Source organism: Paenibacillus sp. LT-B23 (assembly GCF_059417685.1).
Window position 1 is genome coordinate 34,475 of sequence record NZ_JBSQBM010000023.1, and the last position, 24,246, is coordinate 58,720.

A 24,246-nucleotide genomic window follows, 5' to 3' on the forward strand; every position below is an offset into this window, starting at 1 on the left:
TTTTTTTGCCTAATCTAAAAGCTCTCCTTCGAGGATCTTCTCCAGAAAGATTGCGGGCTGTGCCAAAAATTCGGCAAAGCTGCACACATCCGCATATTCCTGATGCTCCTCGTCGTAATAACCTAGACACTTTTGCTTCGGATTCCACACCAACAGAATATCCGAGTAGTTGTCTATTTTTAAAGAAACACGCAGCAGCTTTTGCCGCCCTACCTTCATTTCAATGGTATCTACCAATGAGAAAAATTCAACAAATCCAATATCATAATCATTTTCAGGTACATTCACACGAAGCTGGTCACCCGTCAGGAAGGTCTCAAGGTCCTTAGAGAGCTTGTAGCTTTTTAAGGCATGTCGTTTATTTTCCAGGCTATGAAATTCCGGAGGCTCCACAGACTTTAAATACTCTGCTATCTCCGTGTTTTTATTAGATATGGCAATCGTATATGCCCGTTCTCCGTCTTTTTCCGTCAGCGTCACATCAGCGCCTTGCTCGACCAGATACTTCACCATAGCAAAATTATTATCTCGGGCCGCTACGGTTAAAGGCGTGGCTTGATAAGGATATATCATATTAGGAGCATTGAAATTAATATCTACACCATGCTCCAACAGAAAAGCTACCGTTTTTGAGTCATGCTCACTAACCGCATTGCGCAGCGTTGCTCCACCATGCTGCTTGATATCCAGGCCAAGCTCATGAATAAGCGGGATATTCTTTTTATTACCGTAGTAAGCTTGTTCATAAGCACCTGATTTCACATAATTTTTCCCGTCCAGCTTGGCACCATGGGCAACCACATAGCGCACGATCTCTTCTGTACCATAGCGAACAGCCGTCAGGAATGCCGGATTGTCTTTCACATTGAGTTGAACCCCCTGTTCCACCAGCAGCTTCAACACATCCAACTGCCCGGAAATAAGCGTAATATCCAATGGACTTAACGTGGTATATTTGCTGAGTACGATTCCCTGTTCGACATCCCACCCTTCGGTCAGCGCTTGACGTAAAGCAGATATATTGCCTTCAACGATATGCATTACAATCTCGGGAAGAACGTCAAAATTACCGATATCTTTTAATTTGATCATCATCAAGCCTTCTTTCTGTATGTATCTCGTAGTTATATCTCTATTTTATACCATCCTCTATTTAACATAAAATCGCCTGATTCTCCAAGCGTCATTACCTTCTACTTTATAAACAAGTGAGCATTAGGAGTCCAAAGCTCCTTGGAGAAGCTATAATTGTATTATGATTCTGTACACCACAAGCAACCTTAAGGAGAACACATGAATAGCATTCAATACCTGTCCCAATTCAATCTGCTTGATAGTCTATCATTAGAAGATTTAGTTGAAATCAAACCCCGGATACCTTTTCCGAGGGACTTTATTTTGTGAAAAAGGGAAGGGGCCGTCTGTACAAGCTGAATGCGGATGGTAAGCAATTTACTTTGGATATTGCGAAGGAAATGTATTTGGTGATATGGACATCATTTCATTAGGGACACGGGATATGTATATAGAAACGATAGAAGAATGCGATATCTGTCTGATGGACAAAGACCGATTTGAGCATTTTTTAATACAACATCCCCGATTCATGATGAACATGATCAAGGTGTTGAGCGACCGAATCTCGGGTATGAGCCGTTTGGCCCAGCATCTGGCTTTGGGAAATTTACAGGATAAAATTTTGTATGTTCTTTTAAAGCTATCCGATCAGTTTGCCCTCCAAAATCATGATGAGTATTACAAAATAAATTTTCCGCTATCCCACCGGGAAATCGCTAATCTGTTCGGAGCCACCCGAGAAGCTGTAACGACGGCTCTACAGGAGCTTGTCAAAGAAAAGGTCATTAAAACCAGGTTTAAAACAATTTACATCCATCGGGAAAAGCTGTCGGAGTTGTAAACTACATTACATCTATAATTCAGTGAAAAGAAGTATCGTATAGCTACTTGGAAAACCTACGATATGGAGTGGATGAAATGGACAATCAAAAGTTGCAAAGGGAACTGAATGCGGCCAAAGCTCACATGGAACAAATGCTCCCTCAAGACGTGCTAGATATATTTTTAGAGACTCTTCCCCATCCAATCCATATCCAGATGATAGACATAAACTATGAGATATATCTGGAATATTAGGAATGGAGGAGTTCCTATGTCTATTATTAGAATACGTCTGGAAGCAGACAGTATTGTAAGCGGAAATATTAACGTCACAACGAATATTAATTTCACTCCTGTTGTTAATCGTTATACAGCTACCGTAGTGCTGGGCAACATCGTGGGAGGAGTAACCACCATTCCGGCACAGAGCTTCACGAATGATAGCGGTGCTTCAGTTGCTGTCAACGGACTTACGGTTCCGACAAGCAGCGGCTACTACAATGTATTCGTAGGTGGCACTTTGCAGCGAGGCGGATTAACGACGCTTACCGCTGCTAGCTTAATTATAAATACAGGCTTGATTGTTGGTGCAACGGTAGTCCTGGAGGTGATTAATTTCAACACTAGCGCCTCCTCAACCTCTGTCAACAACGTCACAGTGACGACTACCATAAGTGACTGAGCTGACTCATCATAAAATAACCATTAAAAACCGCCAAACACAGGGTTTCTCCTGTATTTAGCGGTTTATTTTTCTATGAACCAAATAATTTATCGGAAATGTATACACACTCTGCACGAAACCTAAATCTTGAAGTTCTCCACCAAAACCTGTAGCTTCTCGGCCAGTGAGGAGAGGAGCGCTGCGGAGGATTCCACTTCTTGCATGGCGGCAAGCTGTTGCTCCGAAGAGGTGGACAGGGACTCCGCCCCTTCAGCCGTATGATTAGAGACCGTAACGATATTCTGAATGGCTTCAACGAGCCCTTCGCAGATCAGCGCCAACTCCCGGACTGTGGCTGATATTTGCTCGCTTTGGGCAGACATATCGGATACGGAGACTTCGATCTCAGAGAAGGAGCGTCCGGCCCATATGATCAGCTCCTTGCCCTGCAGCATTTCGTCCGTGGAACGCTTCATAGTTTCTCCCGCCTTGTCGATTTGGGAGATAATCAGACTGACCAGCTCGCTGATTTGTCTGGCGGATATGGCCGAACGTTCGGCCAGCTTGCGGACGGAGCCGGCGACAATGGCAAAACCCCGGCCTTCTTCTCCGGCGCGCGCAGCTTCTATCGCCGCATTCAGCGACAGCAAGTTGGTCTCCTCGGCAATGCTGGCGATGGTGCCGACGATGTTCTCAATCTCCTTGGAATGACTGCTAAGCGTATCAATAATGCTTGAGAGATCACCGATGCTTTCGCTCACAACTCCCATTTGGGAGGTGGTGGAATGCATCGTTTCCTGCCCAAGACGCGCTTTCTGAACATTATCGGCGGCCTTATTCATCGCGATGTCCGCATTGCCAGCAATATTGCTGATGAAGCGTGACATATCCTGAACGGCTTTATAGCTTCCTTCCAGGTTCTGCAGTTGGGTATGCGCCCCATCGGCCAGCTCAATCGTAACATTCACACTGTGCTCTCCAGCACGGTTCGTTGCCTGGGCGCTGGCAGACAGCTCCTGAGAGGAAGAAGCGACCAGCATGGAGGTGTGATTGACCTGAGTAATCAGGTTGCGCAGGTTCATTGTCATATCGTTGAAATCGCGGGCCAGATTCCCGATTTCATCCTTGCTTTTGAAGAGAAGCGGTTCATGGGTAAGGTCGCCCTTTGTAATAGTGTTCACAGAGGTTGACAGCTTGGTAAGCGGACTTACCATACGGCGAATCAACAGGTAAGCGACAAGGATAGCTACAATGAAGATGGAGCCGCCAATAATGAAGGGCTGAACAATAATATCCAACGTCCGTTCCTGAATTAACGAGCCGTCAAAATTGATAGCCATCAGTGCAACAATGGGCTTGGTGGGATCATGGTCCTGATAAATGGGGCCATATCCGGTTTTGAGCGAGGTTCCTTCATATGTATAAACCTTGGAGTATGCGGAATGCTTCATAGTAGTTATCATTTCCTTGTCTTCGTCCGTGAAGTAGAAGGAATCGCCAGCTTGATAGCCTCTTTGCTTGAAGTTGGCATCGGCGGCGAGAATTTTTCCATCCAGAGAGAGAATGAAAGCTTCTTTAAAAATAGGCTTATGTGCCACGATCCAGCCTATCCGGTCTTCAACGGCAGGAAGTTTGCTCTTATCTCCACTGACCAGAGCTGATATATCCTTAGGATCTATAAGGCCGGTCGTAATATTGGCGCAGCCCACCAGCTCGATCCCTGCAGCTTCATCCACTTGATGGTAAGCGGTACGATATCCGAAGTATCCAATGGAGGATCCTACGAGAAACAACATGACGAGCATCATCCAAGTTAATTTTGTTGCCAGCTTCATTATTTGAACCACCGATCCTGACTCTAATAAATTTTAGTGACAATCAGTTGTCACTGCTACGATTATAGCCTATCAACACTTGCTAGAATATGGCGTTCAGGTGTCGGAATATGTCGTTTTATGTGAGGAAACTCACTGTTTTTTATTGCTTCATCCATACAACAAGCCCAAAAGCATTGAATTGTGGTGAATCATAAATACTATACAGTGACAATTACTATAAGCGACTGAGCTGACTCATCATAAAATAACCATAAAAAAACCGCCAAACACAGGGTTTCCCCTCGTATTTAGCGGTTTATTACTCTGTGAACCAAATGATTTAAATGTATACACGTTCTGCACGAATCAGGAGATGGGCCGATTTTTTAAAGTTATATAAAACTTTATTTTTTGTGGGCTAATAGGATATTCACAATCGTGTCGAGTTGAAGCTCCAGCGAATAAGGATCTTCCATCACAAACTCATCGCCCTTTTCGCTGAATGAGCCATACATATAAACCTGTCCTTTTTTTACAGCGGGAAGCCCTTTCCATAGCTCACTATTTAGAACTTGATTGGCCCCCTCATCTTCCGAACCGTACACAAAGATATGATCCCCTGTATACTCAGGCAAAACCTCAAGCGAAATATTTTCAAATCCTTCTTTCATGTTCAATGCTTTCTTCGTAGGTGGTAGCTTTAACATCTGATAAATGGTTGGACTTCCGTAATTTCCGCCTTCTGCCGCTAAAACATATACTGATTTGTTCGCGACCTGCACGATCGAAACCGTCTCTCCGTCCTTAACGATACCGTCAATTTTCTTTCTGGCCTCTGCGACTTTATTCTCATATTCAGTGATCCACTGCTCGGCTTCTTTCTCCTTGCCAAAGATTTCACTGATTCTGCGGAATTTATCCAGCGGCCCCGCTGTAGATTCGCCCTCCCAATATGGCAGGAAAACGGTAGTTCCAACCTTTTGGTAGCTATCGATGTTTTTTTCTATCGAACCTATAATTAAATCCGGTTGCAAAACCGTCAGTTTCTCCAGATTCATAGGAAATTCGCCGAGATCCTTGATTCCGACCAACTTCTCTTTGGGATATCCTGATTTATCAATCCAAGCCTCATTCAGCATAAAGCTTCTGACCCCTACCGGAATAATCCCCAGTTTCAAAAGATGACCCATATACTGATCAGATGCAACTCGTTTCGGGTTTGCAGGTACTTCTACATCTCCTTTTAGTGTCGATACTGTTCTTGTCTTTGCTTGCACTGTCGCTTGTCCATCGCCATTGGATGATGTCGTTGTAGGATTAGCCTCTGATTGCGAGCTTCCATTTGTATTGGCAGGAGCTGAACAAGCTCCCAGCATCAATGATAAACACAGCATAATCATCATGGCGGTTATTTTGACTCTTCCGTGCATGAATAAATCTCCTTCCGCGTTATACCGATATTGATAATCAATATCAGTATAACGTGTGGAAGAAGTCTGCTGAAGGGCATATGTTAGCAACGTTTGGGGCATATCCTGATCTTGCTTCCTGACATGATGCTGCCGTTCTTTTTTGAATCGTACAGGAGAAAGTCCCTTATATTTCTTAAAGCTGCGGCTTAATGAATGAGCATCCGGATACCCCACACTCTCCGCAATTTCCTGTAAAGTGGCGTCCGTCTGCATTAAAAGCTGAACTGCTCGATCTATCCGTACCTGACCCAAATAATGAATCGGACTGGTATGCATTTTATTCTTGAACAGCCTTGATAGATGCCCGGTGCTACACTCCAGTTCCTCTGCAATGGACTCAAGTGTCATAGATCGGCTAGAATGCTCACGAATATAAGCTACAGCCTGCGCTACCAGGTCGGGCTTAAGGGGTTCAATGCCCTGCCGATACAACTGCTGCAACAACTCATATACTAATTGTTGAAATAAGGCTTTGACATGCAGTTTTCCAAGTCCGGAAGCTTCACGCCATTCTTGCTCCAACAGCTTCACTTTATCATACAGGGGCAGCGGGTAATGAGGTGCGAAAGCATACTGATTCTGAAAAGGATTCTCCTTTTCCAGCAATTGTGCAATCTCCTTGCGACTGGTCAGGGCCAACGTCGCCTTGTACAGAATGATGTAATATTCAAGCACATCTTCCGTAATGACGCTCAGGCACATCCCTTTTCCCCCATGCAGCACATGAAAACGCTCCACCCTATGAATGCTGTCGTCCAGCCGCACTCGCGCACTTCCGCGCAGAGTAAACAAGAACGCACTAGCCGGAAGTCTATAGCTCCGCAACTCCTCCCCTTTCCCGATTTTCTTATGACGAACATCCATCACTTGTATAAAAACATGATTCCAGAGCAAGATGTGATTATTTAATTTCATTGCTTTTGTCCAGCCCCCGATCCAAACCATCCACGTACCTGATCGCATTCACATTCAACTATAATACATTATAGTTGATAACTATTCTCACAGGCAATGAAGTGATTTCGTACGGAGCCTCTACTTTGCACTGTCCATTTTTCTGACCGCGTTCTCCGCAGCCTCCATAATTACTTCTCCCAATGTAGGATGGGGATGAATGGTTAGAGCCAAGTCTTCTACGGTTGCGCCCATCTCGATAGCTAGAGCAAGCTCCGAAATGAGTGTTGACGCTTCGACACCCACGATTTGCGCCCCCAGTACGATTCCCGAGTCCTGCTTTGCTACGATTTTGATATATCCGTCTGCTGCCCTTAGTGCCAGTGCTCTGCCGTTAATCGCAAAAGAGGCTCTGCCAATGACAATCGGTAAGGCTTGTTCCTTGGCTTCGGTTTCACTTAGGCCAACACTAGCCAGCTCCGGTTCAGAAAAGACAACCAGCGGTATGGCTTTATAATCCACTTTGGCAGCTTGACCTGCTATCGCTTCTGCCGCAATCTTCGCTTCATAGGAAGCTTTATGGGCAAGCGCTGGACCCGCCGTAATATCTCCAATGGCAAAAATATGCGGAATAGCTGTTCTACACTGCTCGTCTGTCTCGATCAGCCCCCTGCTCGTCACTGGCAAGCCAATGTGCTCCAGTCCTAACCTGCCATCCGTATTCGGTTTTCTGCCTACAGTTACTAATACAAACTCTGCGGTAACATGATGCTGCTCCTGATCCTTTGAATAATGCAGCGTAATGGTATCCGTATTCTGCACGACTTTTTCGGCTGTCGCCCCGGTTACGATGTTTACACCATCTGTTTTCAACTGCTTGACAACAGGGGCCACAAGATCCGCCTCAAACCCCGGCAATATCCGTTCCCCTCCCTCCAGAATCGTTACCTTTGTTCCAAATTTGGCATACATCTGTCCAAGCTCGACGCCAATATATCCACCGCCTATCACGACCAGACTGGTTGGAGCCTCTGGAAGCGAAAGAGCCTCTGTAGAAGACAAAATACGTCCGCCGAACGGAAATGCTTTCAGCTCGATTGGGCGGGAACCGGTTGCCAATATGGCATGCTTAAAGGAAATCGTTTGTTCCTCTCCATTTTGCTTGATGATGGCTGTATGCTCGTCAACCAAGCTTGCCTCCCCTTCCAGAATACTCACACCTGCCGTTTTCATTAAATAGCCGACTCCGCCTGCCTGCTTATTCACAACCGCCTGCTTTAAGGCTTGAGCATTCACGAATGACGCTGCTGCATCGGCCTGATTTAACTGCCTGAGTACCTCATAGCGATGTGCTTCGGCAATCAAAGCTTTGGATGGAATGCAGCCTACATGCGTGCAGACTCCACCTAGCTGACTGCGTTCGACAATCGCTGTCTTCATTCCAAGCTGAGAAGAACGCTCTGCCGCCACATAACCTCCCGGACCTGATCCAATGACCAGTGTATCTACAGATTCAAGCTTGCTCATAACCAAATACCCCCTGTTAAAATAGCCTGATTAAATATGATGACCATAATATATTATAGTCATCATATTTTAAATACGTCAATAGTCGTGATCAGCCATGCTGAAGTTGTCGTTGAAAGAAGACCAATTGACACGTTTTATTATGATGATTATAATATTTTGAAGTTAGCATTATGAAGCCGTGGAGTGATTACAATGCCTTATCCAAAAGGCCATAAGATGAAAGTGCGGAGTAAGATCGTTGAAAGTGCTGCCCAGGCTTTTCGCGCCAACGGTATCCACGATGTAAGTGTGCCTTTTATTATGAAAGGCGCCGGATTAACTCACGGCGGGTTTTATTCACACTTTGACAACAAAGAACAGCTGGTCGCCGAAGCCTGTCGCTATGCCGCCAATGATACCCTCGCTCTTCTTCAGAAGGCCGTTGACCAAGAAAAGCAAGATCCCAAAATTAATGCTGTCATAGACTATTATTTAAGCACCCATCACCGCGATCGAACAGAAATGGGCTGTATTATTCCTGCCCTTTCTGTAGAAATAGCCCACTCTTCCGAAGAAATCCGGCAGATATTCACGCAGGAGCTGGAGCGAATGATTACGTTTATCTCCAATTTGGCGGGAATGAATCTGTCCAAAGCTAGGGCATTGTTCAGCAGTATGGTCGGTTCTCTTGTGCTTGCACGTTCTGTTAATGATCCTGAACTGAGTGACAGCCTTCTCTCGGCAGGCAAACAATACGCCAAAGCGCTGGCTAACAGTTGAATGTGAACATGTTTCACGTACGCAAAAAAGCCGCTAAACACCAAGAAATCCTTGTTGTTTAGCGGCTTTTTCCTATGGGTCTAAACTCCAAAAACGGGGGTAGCGATCTGTCAGAGATTCGAAGTCTACACCTGCCAAATCTCAGTTATGTTCCAAATCGTTTACGGTAACCGCATTTGCGGCACAGCTCTTCCACCGCTTCTCTCTTGGAGAACCCGAAGTACAAGCGATTCGCACGTTCCCCTTCAACAATGTCGGAAAAAGATTGCTCATGCACGTTACCTAAATTAATAACGCCTTCACCATCAAGACAGCAAGGGACAACCGTTCCATCCACCAATACCGCCGCCTGGCTGCGAAGTGCATGACAAAAGCCTTTTCCGTCATCTTCCGGGGCACTCAGACTCGGCCATTCAAATTCATGATCCTGATTCAAATAAACGTTTGGTGCGATTTTGACCCCACTGCCCGGTATCACTTTTTCCTCAATCCGGTAGTCCAGTCCAAACTCTTGCTCCAGTTGCTCAAGTGTCTCCCGGTTGCGCTGACGCTGCACATTAGTCAAATTATCTTGAGTCAGGTTCCAGAGACGGAACGAAATAATTACATTATGCTTCACAGCTTCCCTTACAAACGTAAAAATATTGCCCAAATACCCTTCACGGTCTACCGAGCCTTCATGCCCATCAAAGCTGTGAAGCGAAAAATTCATCTGCCGTAGCGCGGGTTGACCCAACAGCTTATGTCCGGTTTTGGGTAGCAGAGTGCCGTTGGTGGTAATATTCACCTTCAAACCTTTTTCATGAGCGCTTTCCAGCAAAAGATCAATTTTCGGATGAAGCAGCGGCTCTCCTTTTACATGCAAATAAATGAAATCCGTATGCGGCTTGACCTGGTCAAGAACGTCGCGAAAAATTTCCGGATCAATAAATTTTTTAACACGCTGCGTCTGAGGGCAAAAGCTGCAAGCGAGATTACAGATACTTGTAATTTCAATATATACCTTTTTAAAAGTCTTCAACATGATTTCCCCATTCCAGCTACTATCCTGAGCATCTTGTTTATGCTCACTAATCTTATGATTATAACGGGTTATCACTGACAGGTAAATCATTTATGTTCGTTCATTTGCTCATCCTTTGCTGTCCTCAATTTGCTATTGACCTTAGGTCTGACCTAAGGTTTATAGTGAAGTTATTCAACTACACCATAAGGAGTCTTGTCATTGAAAGAACACATTACGATCAGCCAGCTTTCACAGCTTATGAATGTATCCGTACATCAACTGCGATATTTTGAAGAAAAGGGGATCCTGTATCCGTCATACACAGAAAAAAATCAATATCGAATGTACGGGCTTCATGAAATTTATCAGCTTTCCCATATTTTATTGCTACGTAAATTAAATGTCTCTGTGGGTCAGATTGAAGAATGCATGACTTCCTACGCTGCCGATGATTACAACCAGCTTTTAGAGGATTCGCTGCAGAGGGTACAGGATGAAATAACTAATTTGAAGTTGCTCGAACAGTTTATTCACAAAGTGCTAAAAGAACATCATAACCTCACTCATCAGGACAATAAGTATCAGATTAGGCTGCTAGGTCCCCGACATTTAAAGCTGTGGTTTGCATTTGAAAGAGATCAAGAACTCACTGCCAGGGATTTATTCGAACAACGACCCGCTCCACCTCAGTTATTTGAAAATGATCTGCATTATCTATCTGACTCTGGACAAGTGAAGCTATGTTATGAAACGACAGATATGACAGATACAGCTGACTATATTCTGGAAGAAGGCAGCTATCTTTATAAGCATTTTTCCGTCACTGAAGACGACGAGATTGAGTATGAAATCCAACAATTAGAGCGCTATGTCACTCAGCACCAATATAAGTGCCAAAGCAAGATTATTCTAGTAGAAAAATCCTACCTATCCATGTTCGACAACAACAAGCTGCAATATGAGATTCAAGTAAAAGTAAAATAAACTTCTTAGAGTCCGGGAGGCCGTTACATGAGTCCAGAATCAATTGACATTGTTGCTTATCAAAAGCAAGATTATGAAGCTGTATGTAAGCTCTTAGTGGAATCATTTAAAACTAAATTTCAAGCTCTTGTTACACTGGAGGATCAGGATATACAGCAGCTACTCATGAAGGTCTTGGTTCAAGACCCTAATCCTTCAACTATGAAGCAATTTGTAGTTAAAAAGAACCAAGAAGTTGTCGGTGTTCTCTCCCTCAAATGGAACGCACCTTCCTCTTCGCTCCCTAAAACAAAACCCATTTCTTGGGCTCCGCTCATAAAACAGTTTGGCTGCTTCAATGTGTTTAAATTTTTGACAGGTATGCATGTGCTGGAATATAAGCCTGCCGCAGATGAGTGCTATATTGATCATTTGGCGATTCACTCAAGTCATCGTAATCAGGGAATAGGACGACGTTTTCTAGCTTTCGCACAGCAATTTACGGTTGAATCCGGTTTTCATGTGTTGACGCTTCATGTAGCGCATAAGAACCAAGGGGCCATCCGTTTGTATCAGAAACTAGCGTTTGAAGTAGAACAATCCAAATGCAATGGGTTGCGGCATTTTTTGTTCAAGGAGCCTGTATGGCATCTGATGACTTGGAAAGAAACTAAACTGCATTCGAGGAGAGAACACCGTTGAAAAAAACATCCAAGCTTACCCTTGGTATTGCGTCAGGTCTAGCTGTTGCCTTAATATTGATTATTCTATATCAAAATTCCTACAAGATGACGGAAGAAAAAATACAAATTACGACTCCTAAAGGGGTATTAACGGGTACATTAGCTTTGCCTAAGGACTACTCGGGAAAGATTGGACTGGTTGTTTTTGTCCATGGGGATGGTCCTATCAATGACACATATGATGATGGATACAAACCACTGTGGGAAAGGTTCGCTTCCAAGGGTTACGCCTCCTTATCCCTAAATAAGCCCGGTATTAATGGCGCTCCTGGAAATTGGCAGGATCAAAGCATGGAGAACCGGGCACAGGAGATCCGATATGCAATAGACTGGGCGAGAACCTTACCGATGATTGATAAGCAAAAAATCGGCCTATGGGGAGCCAGTCAAGCAGGATGGGTCATTCCGAAGATCGTTAAAAAGGAGCACAATATTGCTTTCAGCATCCTTGTATCGCCCGCCGTGAACTGGATTACACAAGGGCAATTTAACACCAGAAAAGAGATGGAACAGGAAGGGGCTACTCCGCAAAAAATTACAAAGAGATTGGACTACAATCAACAGATTTTGCAATTACTACAAAAACAAGCTTCTTATGAAGAATACCTGAAAATAGCCAACCCAGACAATTTGATTTCCAAAGAAAGATGGAGCTTTATAGGAAAAAATTTCAGGTCTGATTCCACCGAAGAATTAGGCTACTTTAATTCTCCTGTACTCTTGGTTCTGGCTGGAAAAGATATTAACGTTGATGTAAAAGATACTGAACGAGTATATCGACAGAAGGTGCCTTCAGAGCTGCTGTCCGTCATCCATTTACCTGAAGCCGACCATTCCATGATGAATGAAAAAGTCGCACATTCAAAATCTCTAACTTTTTTAATAGCCGTATTTTCCCCCAGAAAATTGGTAAATGATGAGTACTTGAAAATCCTCGCCGATTATGTCAGCCAGCGTTAAAAGTATTTTAGTACCTCGCTGTAATGCTGGCAGTAACCAATTCGGGCTATTTAATTTACTGAATACAAAATACTGCAATCTCCTCATAGATACAACGTATCCTATCTTGGAAATCGCAGTCATGGTAGTACTTCGAAATCAAAACTTATAAACTAATAAAAAACGACATCTCTGCCGTTTTTTAAGGATTGATATTGCGGGACTCTAGCTCTCTAGCTCTGGCTACCTGAACTAACCTACCCGACTTCGCGTCGGAGCTACTTCCTAAGCAGTAAATAAGCAAAATAAGGCACACCGATTAACGACACCATGATGCCTGCGGGAATACCGTCGGGATCTGTGAGATTGCGACCGACTGTGTCCGCGATTAACAGCAACCATCCGCCGAGCAGAACAGCGACGGGAATGAACAACTGATTACGCGGCCCGACCAGTGCCTTGGCCATGTGCGGGGCCATCAACCCGATAAACGCGATACCGCCCGTGACGGATACCGCAGATGCAGCCGCTGCGACCGCGGTCAGAATGAGGACGAGGCGTTCCCGTTCAAGCTTCAGTCCGACGCCAATCGCCGACGGCTCGCTCAAAGCAAGAAGATTGAGACGTTGCGACTTGTACAAGGTAAAAGGTATAAGCAGGATCAGCCAGGGAAGCAGTGCCCAAATGAACGGCCAGTCCGTGCCCCATATATTGCCCGCAATCCATTTCGCGATAAAATCGACCTTTGAGCGTTCAGCCGAGGAGATGATTACAATCATAATCCCCGACAGCGCAAGGGAGAAACCAACCCCCACCAGTACAAGCCGGATGGGATCAAGTCCGCTCGTTCGGCTATACGAGAAAACATAGATCAAAGCTGCTGTTACCAATGCGCCAATAAAAGCGACAAGCGGCAGAACATAGATGAACGATCCGACATCGATCGGGAAGTACAGAAAGAAGCACGCAATCGCTACGCCTGCCCCAGAATTAATGCCGATGATGCCCGGGTCGGCCAAGTCGTTACGGGTGATACTTTGCAGTATAGAGCCGGATAACGCAAGCGCCATACCCGATAGCAACGTAATAAAAATCCTTGGCAGCCGGACGGAGAACAGAACAAATTCTTCTTTGAAGGTGCCTTGACCAAACAAAACAGGGATCAGCCTGTCAAACGATAAGGAAGAATACCCCCAAGCCATGCCAGCTATAGCGGTTAGAACGATTAGCCCTAAACTGACGAGCAGGATCAGGCGTTGTTTTCGAACAAGAGCGGATAGGATCATAAGAAAGCTTTACCTCCTCTACGCACGACGAGCAGAAAGAAGGGCAAGCCTAGCATCGCCACGATGGCTGCCACTGGCGTCTCGTAAGGTGCATTAATCGTGCGGCCAAGCGTATCTGCGAGCAGCATGAACGTAGCTCCCGCAAAAGTCGAAAAAGGCAGGATATACCGATAATCGGTGCCAACCATCTTGCGGACGATATGAGGAATCATTAGACCCACGAATGCCATGTTTCCGACAAGCGCAACCGATACGCCCGTAATCACAATGACAAGGACAAACAGGATGGATTTGATCCATACCAGATTTTGCCCCAATCCTGCCGCCACTTCGTCACTCAGGCTGAGAATACTCAGTTGGTTGGAAAGCATCAAAGCTACCATAATGCCGAGAAGGATGACTGGCGCAATGGCCTGTATTTGTCCCCACGTTGTTCCGATCAGACCCCCGGTGGTCCACATGGATACATCCTTTGAAATCTTAAATGCAATGCTGACGCCATCAGAGATGGCATACAGAAACGCGGATACAGCCGCTCCCGCCAGCACGACTCGGATCGGGGACAGGTTGCCTCGGCGCATTGAGCCAAGGACGATGACCAAAACTGCGCCCAGAGCAGCACCGAGAAAGCAGGCCACCATAATGCCAAAGTAGTTGATTCCCGGGAAGAATACGAAAGCCAACGCGAGCGCCATATTAGCGCCGGAAGTCAGGCCCAGCAAGCCCGGATCGGCCAATGGATTGCGGGTAACTCCCTGCATAATCGCGCCGGATACGGCAAAAGCGGCGCCGACCAGCATCGCAGCCAGCTCGCGGGGCAGCCGAATCTCGCGCAGGATGAGAATTTTGTCATCCTTGGTACCCGAGGTGAGAGCAAGCCATAGATCGTGGAGCGTTGTTTCCGCTGCACCAAATACCATTGAAATAATGAAACACAAAATGAGCGCCAGCACGCTGCCAAGAAGCTTATATGCAAAGGGAAAAGCATGTTGTTTAATCTTCATCGGACTCTCATCTCTTCTTTAATGAAATATGCGAAGAAACTGTTAAATAACCAGTTCCTTCGCATCGAATAAAAATGATTCACAACGAAAGACGAATCGTTGCCATGATTTCAATCGTAGACGACCCTAAGTGTTGCGGTCCCAAAATAGGGATCAACCCTTACTGACCAAGAAAGTGTTGAATGAAAAATTTCAATTGGTATTCCATGCTCAGTGGATCGTTAAAGTAGAACGCCTTCGCGTTAGCCTCGAAGACATGTTGATTCTTGACCGCGGGAATATTCTTGTACGTTTCAGTATTCTGGAACGAATTGTCCTCATCCGCGTTTTTACTAAAAATGACATAGTCACCCAAGTAATCTTTCATAACCTCAGACGATAAGGCAAAATAACCTTCTTTCTGGGTCGCCTCCTTGACTTTCTTCGGCATGGCGAGTCCGAACTCCTGATAGAGAATTTCGGTTCCACGGCCAAAGTTATCGCCATAGACATAGAGCTGCTTATTGAATGTCTCGATGACCGAAACCGTCGCGTTGGCACCGATCTTCGCCTTGATTTCTTTTCCGGCTTTTTGGGCACGGGCTGTAAAATCATCGATCCAGGCTTGTGCTTCTTTTTCTTTATTCAACAATTTGCCGATTTCACGTTGTTGGGTTAAGAAATCCACCTTGCCATATGTATAAGTGACAGTAGGAGCGATTTGCTTTAATTTATCGACGTTTTTAATATCTGAAAGCCCGATGATAAGATCCGGATTCAACTCGATGATCTTCTCCAGACTTTCGTCTGTCACCGCCTCGGCGCCTTTCAGCTTCTCTTCAAAATTCGGGTTGGTTTTGGACATTTCGTCCACGCCGACCAGAGGCACACCGAGCGCCATAACGTTACCCGTTAAGAATCTGGTAAGCACAACGACGCGCTGCGGATGGGTCGGAACCTCCACGGGGCCATTCTCGGATTGATAGACAAATGTGGTAGATTTCGATTTCGAGTCCGAAGTAGCCTCAGAGGACGAACTTTTACCATTCTCGGCATGGTTCGCCTGATTTCCGCCACAAGCACTCAATACAACCACAAGTAAAAGTACCAGCGGAATAAAAAGCTTTCTCATAAAATAACTCTCTCCCTTTCAAAACGCTATGTTCAATGAATCATCATATCGTAGATAAGATACTAATCTTGAACTTAGTACCCTTTTCATTGATTATGAAATTCATTCTCATTTGTATGAACTAATTATATGGAACGACTATGCGCCGAACCATGCCTTTTTGTTTGGAAAATGACTTGGACTATTGGTTACTTGTAAATAAAGCTACCGCTCGTTGAAGCTGTAAACGAATAGAAACCGGATTGTAAGGCAACCATTCATCAAGGTCAAGCAGATGTACATTATTCCGCTGTACAGCGGGAAGGCTGTTCCAATAAGACGAATTAAATACCATTTCACTATGTGCAGTAGAACCCTTTTCATCCGGAAACACAGCAACCAATAATTGCGACCCTGCATAATCTGCGAGTTCGGATAGCTCAATGGGAATGGAGTGAAATTGATCCCCTAGCTTCTTCATCTCCTGCCCGATCAATTCAGGAGGCCGTAGTCCAAGCGATTGATAGACAATATATCCGACATTTCTCGCTCCGTAAACGAGTAGCTCATCCGGCTTAATCACCAAAATCGTTATGATTTCATTAGCGACTGCGCATTGCTGCACCAGTGAACGGGCGGTCTGCTCCTCCTTTTCAAAAGCAGTTAACCACTGCTCTGCCCGATCGCTCCTCTGAATAGCATGTGCGATACGACGCAGATGCTCTTTCCAACCCATTTCCATCCATGAAATTTCTACGATAGGCGCTACAACTCTCAAATGGTCAGGATTCAGCCCATATTGGTGCAAATGCTGTTTGGCCGCAATGATCAACTCGATGTTGGTATCAAGCAATACCGAGTTTACCTGTTCAGCAGAGCAATTCGTACTTATAAACTTCATCGTTTGCGGAGGCTCCAGACCATTCATCTTCACATATTCGCTGCTTTCCGAAATGGTGACCGCAGGTTCCAATCCAAGCAGCAACAGATGGCTGGCGTAAGGTATAAGCAATACAGCCACACGCTGGAATGATCCGCGATTGTAGCTTGAAGGTGACGCTCCTGTATACTGCTTGAAACGACGACTCAAATAAAATTCATCCTTGTAACCTACTTTCAACGCAATTTCCCGAAGCGTGCCTGATCCGCTAATTAATAGCTCTTTGGCTCGGTGAACGCGCAGCCGCGACAAGTATTCGTTCGGAGAAAAACCGGTAAGCTGCTTAAACTGAATAGAATAGTGAGATCGGCTTACGCCTGCAATTGCGGCCAACTGCTCACGTGTTATTTTTTCGCTATAGTGGTTTTCCAAATAAGTAATACTGTGTTCTATGGACGGCTGCTCACTGGCAGCATACTGGGATTCCTGCTTTTTTAACAGTTGGAGAATGATTTGGTGAAATATAATTTGATTCTCCACATGACGGGCCTCACTAGCTGGTAAACGATGGATATACAATTCCTCCACATGGGCTACAATCGCAGGTTCATAAGAGAAAAACTGAATATTGGCATTGGAGGCCACCTCGCTTTTCCGCATCATGACACCTGCGGGCAGAGGACTCACCTGCTCTCGCGTACGGATTAAAAGTTTATACGCATGAAGTGGTTGCTGGAGATTCGTAATTAAAGCCGCATGGCTATGCGCCGGGAGAAGTATGACGCTCCCTTCCATAAGCTCGTACATTTGATCATTAATCCTGAGAATACCTTTGCCGCTGGCAATCGCAATCAGCACGGTTACACTCTCATGAATCTTATACATCGGAAAATTCGAGGTGCTGTACAGCGAATGGATGCTGTCAGCAGTATATAAAGGAAAATGGGACTCTGCCCACTCCGAGAAAACGTTATCCACAAGCAAAGCCTCCATTATAAAATATTGAGGAACGTCTTTCAGTCCTCTGCCTTGTATTAAGCAAAAAAGTCCAATTATATAGCATAAAAACGATATCTATACTATAAATGATCAAACCTTTTTCATGCTACGGCTATTCTCCAAATTCCACATCTTGATGCAGATCATGTACTATGAATCTTGCATTCCGCAAGAGTAAGCTATGCTCATGCTACCCCACCTTGGATTTTTACAAAACAGTCCTCAGTTTAGCCGCTGTTATCCATAAAATCAGGTCATATGATTAAGAAGACCTCTTTGTTGTAGTAATTCTTTCGTATAATTCCACAGTTTATTTTGCATAGCGATGTCTCCACCGGGATGTACAGGTACAATCGAATGTCCGGTTCCGACATTAAAATACCCTCCTGTAACCGCCTGATACTGCGGATCCACAATTAAACGAGTCATAATATCAGCTCCTCTGCGTGGATCACCAATATGAAAAAAATTCAAAAAACGCTCAAGTAATGATGCAAACCAGAGCTCACGTCCGAGACCTGTAACATTAAACCCTGGATTCAGAGCGTTAACACTGATCCCCGTTCCAGTCCATTGGCGTGCCAGTTCACCCGTAAACATAATGTTATACAGCTTGGTTTTCCCATATATTGCAGCCGAGCCTCTAGAAGTAAAAGGAGATATATTGGTCAAATCCTCAGGGAGCTTAAGCTCGCCATGATTGCGTGAAGCCTCAGAGGCAACATTTACAATTCTGGCGCTTCCTGCATTTTTCAAGGAATGCTGTAAGGTGTGCGTCAATAACCACGGTGCTAAATAGTTCACAGCTATCATTTCTGCAATTCCCTCGGAGGTTACCCGTTGTTCGAATGCATGCAGTCCTGCATTATTCAAAAGCACATCTATTTTGGGGTATGCAGTTGAAATCTCGTTTCCCATACGTCTGACATCTTTCATTAAGGATAGGTCCCCGAAAAAAAAGTCTACCTTTGTTGAGGGCATCATATCTTTTATCATTTTTTTAGTAGCTTCAGCGCGATTCCTACTCCTGGCTGTCATGACAAGATGAGCACCACGTTTAGCCAATTCAATCGCAACGATTTGCCCCAGACCACTTGTTGCGCCAGTTATTACAACAATCGGATTAGCCGTCATCGTGATTCTCCTTTGTGCTGAAGTCATTGTCAATGTAATTGGCCGTTCATTGCTTTACTCCGTTAGACCCGTCTCAAGTTTTGACATACAGCTAATGCAGCCATATACTTGATATCAATCAACTATATTATTTTGATTGATATATGTCAATTAATTGACTTGAATTATTTACTTTATCAATTAAGGTTAGGTGAAATAGGATGAATGATGATCGACACAAAAATACGCCAAGAGGACAACTGGAACTGGAGCTCGGCGAGCAAATCAATGCCCTCATAAGCGCCTCACATGCGCTAAATGTCAAAACTGCAGCATGTTTCGATCCTTCAATACAACCTGCGGGTTTCCATATTATCCGTCGGCTGTACTCTTATGGCCCAACAAGCGCCACTATGCTGGCGGAATCAACAGCTATGGATCGCAGTTCGGTTAGCCGTCTCGTCAAACAACTTGAGCTTTTGGGTTATGTGAAAAGGGAAACCTCCCCTGATGATCGTCGAGGAATACTTCTATCCCTTACTGAGCTTGGACAACAAAAGACGATTGATGCTCTAAAAGAGAAAGAATTTGTATTTTACGAACACATTTCAAGATGGGACGATGAACAACTTGAAAATTTTATTGGAATGCTCAAGGACTTTAACGGATTTGATCACAAGTAACAGGTCCATTGAACATGAATGTAAAGGAATGTGAGGTTTAACTTCAAGAAGGAAGCCTATCTTCTTATAAGGCAAATTGGAAGGTGCTTAAGATGAGTGAACCCACATTGAAGAAGACGATGGATACACTGGATTTTCTAAGCCAAGATGGGGATGCGCGGCGTCTGTACGAGGAACGGCAAAAATTTCTGCATGACGAGGCTTCTGCTCTTGAATAGGCTACGAAAAATCCCTCAAGTCAATTCAAATGTACTGTAAAGGTTAATTGACCGCCTTTCTAAAAAGCATGGGGTAAACTACAACAAACGCCGTGCCCTCATTCAAGAGAACATGGCGTTTGTTTTTATCAAAAATACTACTGCGACCAAACATGTGACCACAAGGGAAAGCAGAGCTGAATTCAAAACAAAAAAACGGCATTTCTGCCGTTTTTCTAAAGGATGGACTCTCAGGGACTCGAACCCTGGACCAATTGATTAAGAGTCAACTGCTCTACCAACTGAGCTAAGAGTCCATATTAAAATTTGGTGGAGCCTAGGGGGATCGAACCCCTGACCTCATCGCTGCCAGCGATGCGCTCTCCCAGCTGAGCTAAGGCCCCGTTTTATATATTTTCAATCATCTGTTTGAAGCGACTTCTATATCATATAAAATTTTCACCCATGTGTCAATACTTTTATAAAAAAATATAATCTTTCCACCATAAACCAAGATACAGTCAGCGATCAGTCGCTGGCTGTATCTTTGGATAACAGTGTTTTCAGTTCTTTCATAAACATGTTGATGTCTTTAAACTGCCGATAGACGGATGCAAAGCGCACGTAGGCCACTTCATCAACAGGATAGAGCTGTTCCATGACCAGCTCGCCGATCTGCTGGCTGTCCACCTCTGTAGCGGCTGTGTTGCGAATGGCGTTTTCCACCTGAGATACGATCATATCCAGTTGCTCGACAGATACAGGACGCTTCTCGCAAGCCCGAATGAGGCCACGCAGCATTTTATCACGGCTGAACTCTTCACGGCTGCCATCCTTTTTAATGACCATGAGCGGAGTCTCCTCCACCATTTCAAAGGTGGTAAAACGCCTAGCACATTGCTCGCATTCGCGGCGGCGACGGATGGACTTGTTGTCATTCGCAGGCCGCGAGTCCAGTACTTTTGTTCCATTGTAGGCACAGTACGGGCATTTCATAAATTCATCACTTCCTTTTTCCAATAAATTCCCTATACTTTTTCGTAATAATTTTGTCAAAACGGTTCATAATATGTTTACCAAGTCACGAGGAGGTGAACAACAATGGCACAAGGAAACAATGGCAACTCCAACAACCTGGTAGTCAACAGATCCTCCGGCGCTCTGGAGCAACTGAAATATGAAATCGCTCAAGAGCTGGGTATCAGCATTCCTCAAGATGGATACCAAGGTAACATGACTTCCTATGAGAACGGTTCGATCGGGGGCTATATCACAAAACGCCTCGTAACGATCGCCGAACAACAATTGGCAGGTCAATACCAATAATCGCAGTAACGCAGAAGCAACAAGAAAAAGTGTACGGATGGGCTGCTAAAAACAGCCTGTCCTGCGCTTTTTTCATTTTAATGCCATCAGGCTCATTGTGTCATGTACATATTTACACGCAACCTCGCCATCCGTTAAAACTGATTATAAATTTTCGTGTATTGTCTGTAGTAGTAAATAACCCGTTGTACATAATGTCGCGTCTCGCCAAAAGGGATTTGCTTGATGGATTCTTCTTTCCCATCCCATACGCCCTTGTCGAGCCACTCCTGCACTTTACCGGGGCCTGCGTTGTAAGCCGCAACAGTAGCTACCGGATTATCCTTAAATTTCACCGACAGGTTATGCACATACCAGGTTCCAAGTTCAATGTTGGTGCCCGGCTCGTGCTTGACGCTATCCAGCGGAACCTTTTGGATTTGAGCGCTATCCATAATCCAATTCGCAGTATCGGGCATGATTTGCATGAGTCCCAGTGCACCCTTGTGCGACTGCTTGCTGGTCTTAAAGTTCGTCTCAACACGGATAATGGACGCCACCAAAAACGGGTCCACTTCATACGTCTGCGAATATTGCCGAATCTCATCCTTATATTGAATCGGATAGAACCACGACATCCAGTTTGAATTAAAAAACAGAATCAAGACAAACCCGACAAACAAAGTCAGCAGGACTCTTTTTTTGCGCAAAATATTCATGCAAGTCCCTTTCGCTGCCAGAATTGATCAATTTGCTGTTTTGTTTCGGCCTGTGTTCCGCTATTGTCGATGACGATATCAGCCAGGCTTCTTTTGTGTTCAATATCCATTTGCGAAGACAACCGAAGTCCTGCTTGTTCCTCGGTCAATCCGTCTCTGAGCATCAGACGCTGGAGCTGCACATCCCGTGGTACGTATACCACCATAATTTCATCGTACAAGCTCTCTAATCTGGACTCATACAGTAGCGGGATATCTGCCAGAACGAGCTTGTCCGGATATTCTCGCTCATAAGATTCCATACGCGTGCGCATTTCCTCACGAATCGCGGGATGTGTAATATCATTAAGCGCCTGCCGCTGGACAGGGTCCCCAAATACAATCTCGCCCAGCTTTTTGCGGTGCAGAGTTCCGTCACTGTTCATTACAGCTTGTCCAAAATGCTGTATGACCGCCGCCAGCACCGGATGCCCCGGAAGCATCACTTCCCGGGCAATGGCATCTGCGTCGATCAGCAGCGCACCCTTGGCGACCAGTAGAGCCGACACGGTGCTTTTACCGGTAGCAATACCTCCGGTTAATCCGATATTCATGCTCTTTCACCTCATAACAGCTTCAATATGCCCATCATAATCAGTAATAATGCCGGTAACACACCCAGCGCCTTCATAAATCGAAATGCCGACAGACAGAAACCTGCTTTCATACCCGCAATCAAAAATGTTCCGCTGAATAACGCAATAGCCAGCGAGGTAGCGAGGGGCTGGAAGCCTAGCATAGCTGCTCCCAATCCTGCACCGAACGCATCAACCGATAAAGCGATACCTAACCAAACCGCCTCCATAGCGGAGATACTGCCCGAACGGTCCATATCCGCAGCAGATGGACTTCGGAGAATCCGAATAACAAGACCCCATTTGCGGAATTCCAACGAAAATACGGTCCGTTCCTCTTGTACTTCTTCAGATTTCTCCCCTGCCAGAACATTACTGTTCTCAGGATCGGGTTCATCAATCAGATCCTCCTTGCGATGCAAAGATTGATACAAAGAGTAGCAGCCAATTCCAATCAGGATAACAGCGCCAAAAACGGTCGTATATACAGGAGACAGAACCTGGGACAACAATGCGCCTAGCTGCATGGATATGCCGATGACCAAACCTGAACATACTGAAATGATGACAATGGATAGCAGTGGAATTTTCATTTTGCGCAGCCCATACGTAACACCGACTCCAAAACTGTCCAGACTTAGTGCAAATGCCAACAGCAGCAGGGCTCCCCAATGATTAGCCACTCCAATTCCCTCCCATTGCGAAGGCAGGGCCTTAAAGCAGCCGGAACCCTTCGCAGTATTGGTACTTGAAATCAATATATGAGAGGTATGGGCTTTGGGTGACTGTACCTGCTTAGCGCAGAGGCTGGCAGACCGGACAATGATGTGTACCACGTCCGGCTACAACGGATTTTTCGATCAATGTACCACAGTTAACACAAGGCTTAACGCTGCGTCCGTAGATCTGCAATTGATGCTGGAAGTCTCCCGATTCACCCTGTCCGTTGACGAATGATTTGATGGACGAGCCTCCGACCAAAATCGACGCGCTCAGTGTGGAGATAATAGCTTCGTGCAGCACACGAAACTGGTTGTCATCCAAACTTTTGGCTGGCTGTGCCGGATGTATACCCGCCTTAAACAACGACTCATCCACATAAATATTCCCGATGCCCACGACATATGACTGGTTTAACAGCGCTGCCTTGATCGAAGTCGAACGGGTCCCCACAGCTTCGCGAAGTGCCTCCGGTGTAAAGGACTCGTCCATCGGCTCCAAACCGAGCTTGTTCAGCGGCTTCTCCAGCAAATCCTGTCCTTCCGTAAATAAATGCATCGTGCCGAATTGGCGAACATCCTGATAGCGTAATTCCGTACCATCCGTAAAATGAAAGATAACGTGAGTATGCTTTTCCACAGGATCATTTTGCGAATACAGGCCATATCGCCCTTCCATTCTGAGATGGGAAACGAGTACCAGTCCATCCAGCAGAATCCGCAAAAACTTCCCGCGTCTCTCCACTCCTGTAATCCGATGATCAGCCAGTTCCATAGCAAAAGCATGTATATCATCAGGCCGCTGAATGATGCGCGGCAGATTCACAGTCACATGATCTATATGTTTATCGACGACAAGCTCGTTTAACGTTCGTTTAATCGTTTCTACTTCCGGTAATTCCGGCATGATGTCTTCACCTCATCCTATATTATAACGGAAGCAGCGTTAAA

22 protein-coding genes, 2 tRNA genes and 2 pseudogenes are annotated in these 24,246 nt (G+C 45.2%); 9 read left to right on the forward strand and 17 right to left on the reverse strand.

The features are described 5' to 3' along the window. Window positions 1-9: 9 nt before the first annotated feature. Window positions 10-1,092 (reverse strand): ankyrin repeat domain-containing protein, encoded by a 1,083-nt coding sequence (locus ACWXW9_RS23605; protein ID WP_494931481.1) that lies wholly within the window; start codon window positions 1,090-1,092, stop codon window positions 10-12. A gap of 201 nt (window positions 1,093-1,293) precedes the next feature. On the opposite strand from ACWXW9_RS23605, the pseudogene ACWXW9_RS23610 reads away from it, so the two are divergent. Both ACWXW9_RS23610 and ACWXW9_RS23615 read left to right on the forward strand, forming a co-directional pair. Next, a pseudogene (locus ACWXW9_RS23610) lies at window positions 1,294-1,918 on the forward strand (Crp/Fnr family transcriptional regulator). Between the two features lie 252 nt (window positions 1,919-2,170). Next, on the forward strand, window positions 2,171-2,581 hold the full coding sequence (locus ACWXW9_RS23615; RefSeq protein WP_494931436.1) for a DUF4183 domain-containing protein: 411 nt from the start codon (window positions 2,171-2,173) through the stop codon (window positions 2,579-2,581). A gap of 122 nt (window positions 2,582-2,703) precedes the next feature. On the opposite strand, the gene ACWXW9_RS23620 is transcribed toward ACWXW9_RS23615, so the two are convergent. From ACWXW9_RS23620 to lpdA, 3 genes are all read right to left on the reverse strand, one after another. Next, window positions 2,704-4,398: a methyl-accepting chemotaxis protein gene (locus tag ACWXW9_RS23620; protein ID WP_494931437.1), complete on the reverse strand. Its 1,695-nt coding sequence runs from the start codon at window positions 4,396-4,398 to the stop codon at window positions 2,704-2,706. A 386-nt stretch (window positions 4,399-4,784) separates the two neighbouring features. After that, the gene (locus tag ACWXW9_RS23625; RefSeq protein ID WP_494931438.1) at window positions 4,785-6,767 is read right to left on the reverse strand and encodes an AraC family transcriptional regulator; all 1,983 of its coding nucleotides are present in this window, start codon (window positions 6,765-6,767) and stop codon (window positions 4,785-4,787) included. A 120-nt stretch (window positions 6,768-6,887) separates the two neighbouring features. Continuing rightward, the gene (lpdA, locus tag ACWXW9_RS23630) at window positions 6,888-8,273 is read right to left on the reverse strand and encodes a dihydrolipoyl dehydrogenase (protein ID WP_494931439.1); all 1,386 of its coding nucleotides are present in this window, start codon (window positions 8,271-8,273) and stop codon (window positions 6,888-6,890) included. A 195-nt stretch (window positions 8,274-8,468) separates the two neighbouring features. Here lpdA and ACWXW9_RS23635 point away from each other — a divergent pair, with 195 nt between their 5' ends. Further along, entirely contained in the window at window positions 8,469-9,035 is a 567-nt protein-coding gene (locus ACWXW9_RS23635) for a TetR/AcrR family transcriptional regulator (protein WP_494931440.1), read from the forward strand. Between the two features lie 145 nt (window positions 9,036-9,180). Here ACWXW9_RS23635 and ACWXW9_RS23640 read toward each other — a convergent pair whose 3' ends face one another. Then, on the reverse strand, window positions 9,181-10,059 hold the full coding sequence (locus ACWXW9_RS23640; protein ID WP_494931441.1) for a radical SAM/SPASM domain-containing protein: 879 nt from the start codon (window positions 10,057-10,059) through the stop codon (window positions 9,181-9,183). A 201-nt stretch (window positions 10,060-10,260) separates the two neighbouring features. On the opposite strand from ACWXW9_RS23640, the gene ACWXW9_RS23645 reads away from it, so the two are divergent. Genes ACWXW9_RS23645 through ACWXW9_RS23655 form a run of 3 tightly spaced genes read left to right on the forward strand, consistent with a single transcriptional unit; the run spans window position 10,261 to window position 12,707 of the window. After that, complete coding sequence (locus tag ACWXW9_RS23645) at window positions 10,261-11,025, forward strand: helix-turn-helix domain-containing protein (RefSeq protein ID WP_494931442.1); 765 nt, start codon at window positions 10,261-10,263, stop codon at window positions 11,023-11,025. A gap of 27 nt (window positions 11,026-11,052) precedes the next feature. After that, window positions 11,053-11,706 carry a GNAT family N-acetyltransferase gene (locus ACWXW9_RS23650; protein WP_494931443.1) on the forward strand — a complete coding sequence of 218 codons (654 nt, stop codon included), beginning with the start codon at window positions 11,053-11,055 and terminating at the stop codon, window positions 11,704-11,706. Beyond that, the gene (locus tag ACWXW9_RS23655) at window positions 11,703-12,707 is read left to right on the forward strand and encodes an alpha/beta hydrolase family protein (protein ID WP_494931444.1); all 1,005 of its coding nucleotides are present in this window, start codon (window positions 11,703-11,705) and stop codon (window positions 12,705-12,707) included. Before ACWXW9_RS23650 ends, ACWXW9_RS23655 begins: the two co-directional genes overlap by 4 nt. A gap of 257 nt (window positions 12,708-12,964) precedes the next feature. Here ACWXW9_RS23655 and ACWXW9_RS23660 read toward each other — a convergent pair whose 3' ends face one another. The 5 genes from ACWXW9_RS23660 to ACWXW9_RS23680 form a co-directional block, all read right to left on the reverse strand. Next, window positions 12,965-13,972, reverse strand: a complete 1,008-nt coding sequence (locus tag ACWXW9_RS23660) for a FecCD family ABC transporter permease (RefSeq protein ID WP_494931445.1) — start codon at window positions 13,970-13,972, stop codon at window positions 12,965-12,967. Next, the gene (locus ACWXW9_RS23665) at window positions 13,969-14,976 is read right to left on the reverse strand and encodes a FecCD family ABC transporter permease (RefSeq protein WP_494931446.1); all 1,008 of its coding nucleotides are present in this window, start codon (window positions 14,974-14,976) and stop codon (window positions 13,969-13,971) included. Before ACWXW9_RS23665 ends, ACWXW9_RS23660 begins: the two co-directional genes overlap by 4 nt. Before the next feature lie 160 nt (window positions 14,977-15,136). Beyond that, a complete protein-coding gene (locus tag ACWXW9_RS23670) occupies window positions 15,137-16,087 on the reverse strand; it encodes an iron-hydroxamate ABC transporter substrate-binding protein (protein ID WP_494931447.1) in 951 nt (316 codons plus the stop codon). Window positions 16,088-16,268: 181 nt separating this feature from the next. Beyond that, complete coding sequence (locus ACWXW9_RS23675) at window positions 16,269-17,924, reverse strand: helix-turn-helix domain-containing protein (protein WP_494931448.1); 1,656 nt, start codon at window positions 17,922-17,924, stop codon at window positions 16,269-16,271. 270 nt (window positions 17,925-18,194) lie between these two features. Next, a complete protein-coding gene (locus tag ACWXW9_RS23680; protein WP_494931449.1) occupies window positions 18,195-19,079 on the reverse strand; it encodes an SDR family NAD(P)-dependent oxidoreductase in 885 nt (294 codons plus the stop codon). Between the two features lie 200 nt (window positions 19,080-19,279). On the opposite strand from ACWXW9_RS23680, the gene ACWXW9_RS23685 reads away from it, so the two are divergent. Further along, complete coding sequence (locus ACWXW9_RS23685) at window positions 19,280-19,741, forward strand: MarR family winged helix-turn-helix transcriptional regulator (protein ID WP_494931450.1); 462 nt, start codon at window positions 19,280-19,282, stop codon at window positions 19,739-19,741. A 68-nt stretch (window positions 19,742-19,809) separates the two neighbouring features. Next, a pseudogene (locus ACWXW9_RS23690) lies at window positions 19,810-19,956 on the forward strand (Rpn family recombination-promoting nuclease/putative transposase); the annotation flags it as partial. Window positions 19,957-20,182: 226 nt separating this feature from the next. Here ACWXW9_RS23690 and ACWXW9_RS23695 read toward each other — a convergent pair. The 3 genes from ACWXW9_RS23695 to nrdR form a co-directional block, all read right to left on the reverse strand. Further along, window positions 20,183-20,255: transfer RNA gene (locus ACWXW9_RS23695), tRNA-Lys, on the reverse strand. 11 nt (window positions 20,256-20,266) lie between these two features. After that, window positions 20,267-20,342: transfer RNA gene (locus tag ACWXW9_RS23700), tRNA-Ala, on the reverse strand. A 124-nt stretch (window positions 20,343-20,466) separates the two neighbouring features. Next, window positions 20,467-20,934 carry a transcriptional regulator NrdR gene (gene nrdR, locus ACWXW9_RS23705; protein ID WP_013309614.1) on the reverse strand — a complete coding sequence of 156 codons (468 nt, stop codon included), beginning with the start codon at window positions 20,932-20,934 and terminating at the stop codon, window positions 20,467-20,469. 105 nt (window positions 20,935-21,039) lie between these two features. Between nrdR and ACWXW9_RS23710 the strand changes: the two genes are divergently transcribed. After that, window positions 21,040-21,264: an alpha/beta-type small acid-soluble spore protein gene (locus tag ACWXW9_RS23710; protein ID WP_494931451.1), complete on the forward strand. Its 225-nt coding sequence runs from the start codon at window positions 21,040-21,042 to the stop codon at window positions 21,262-21,264. 134 nt (window positions 21,265-21,398) lie between these two features. Here the strand turns inward: ACWXW9_RS23710 and ACWXW9_RS23715 are convergent, their stop codons facing one another. From ACWXW9_RS23715 to mutM, 4 genes are all read right to left on the reverse strand, one after another. Continuing rightward, window positions 21,399-21,962: a lytic transglycosylase domain-containing protein gene (locus ACWXW9_RS23715; RefSeq protein ID WP_134910409.1), complete on the reverse strand. Its 564-nt coding sequence runs from the start codon at window positions 21,960-21,962 to the stop codon at window positions 21,399-21,401. After that, entirely contained in the window at window positions 21,959-22,555 is a 597-nt protein-coding gene (gene coaE / locus ACWXW9_RS23720; protein WP_494931452.1) for a dephospho-CoA kinase, read from the reverse strand. The genes ACWXW9_RS23715 and coaE overlap by 4 nt, the downstream gene beginning before the upstream one ends. Before the next feature lie 11 nt (window positions 22,556-22,566). Further along, entirely contained in the window at window positions 22,567-23,259 is a 693-nt protein-coding gene (gene ytaF, locus ACWXW9_RS23725) for a sporulation membrane protein YtaF (protein ID WP_494931453.1), read from the reverse strand. 112 nt (window positions 23,260-23,371) lie between these two features. Beyond that, the gene (gene mutM, locus ACWXW9_RS23730; protein WP_494931454.1) at window positions 23,372-24,202 is read right to left on the reverse strand and encodes a DNA-formamidopyrimidine glycosylase; all 831 of its coding nucleotides are present in this window, start codon (window positions 24,200-24,202) and stop codon (window positions 23,372-23,374) included. Window positions 24,203-24,246: the final 44 nt, after the last annotated feature.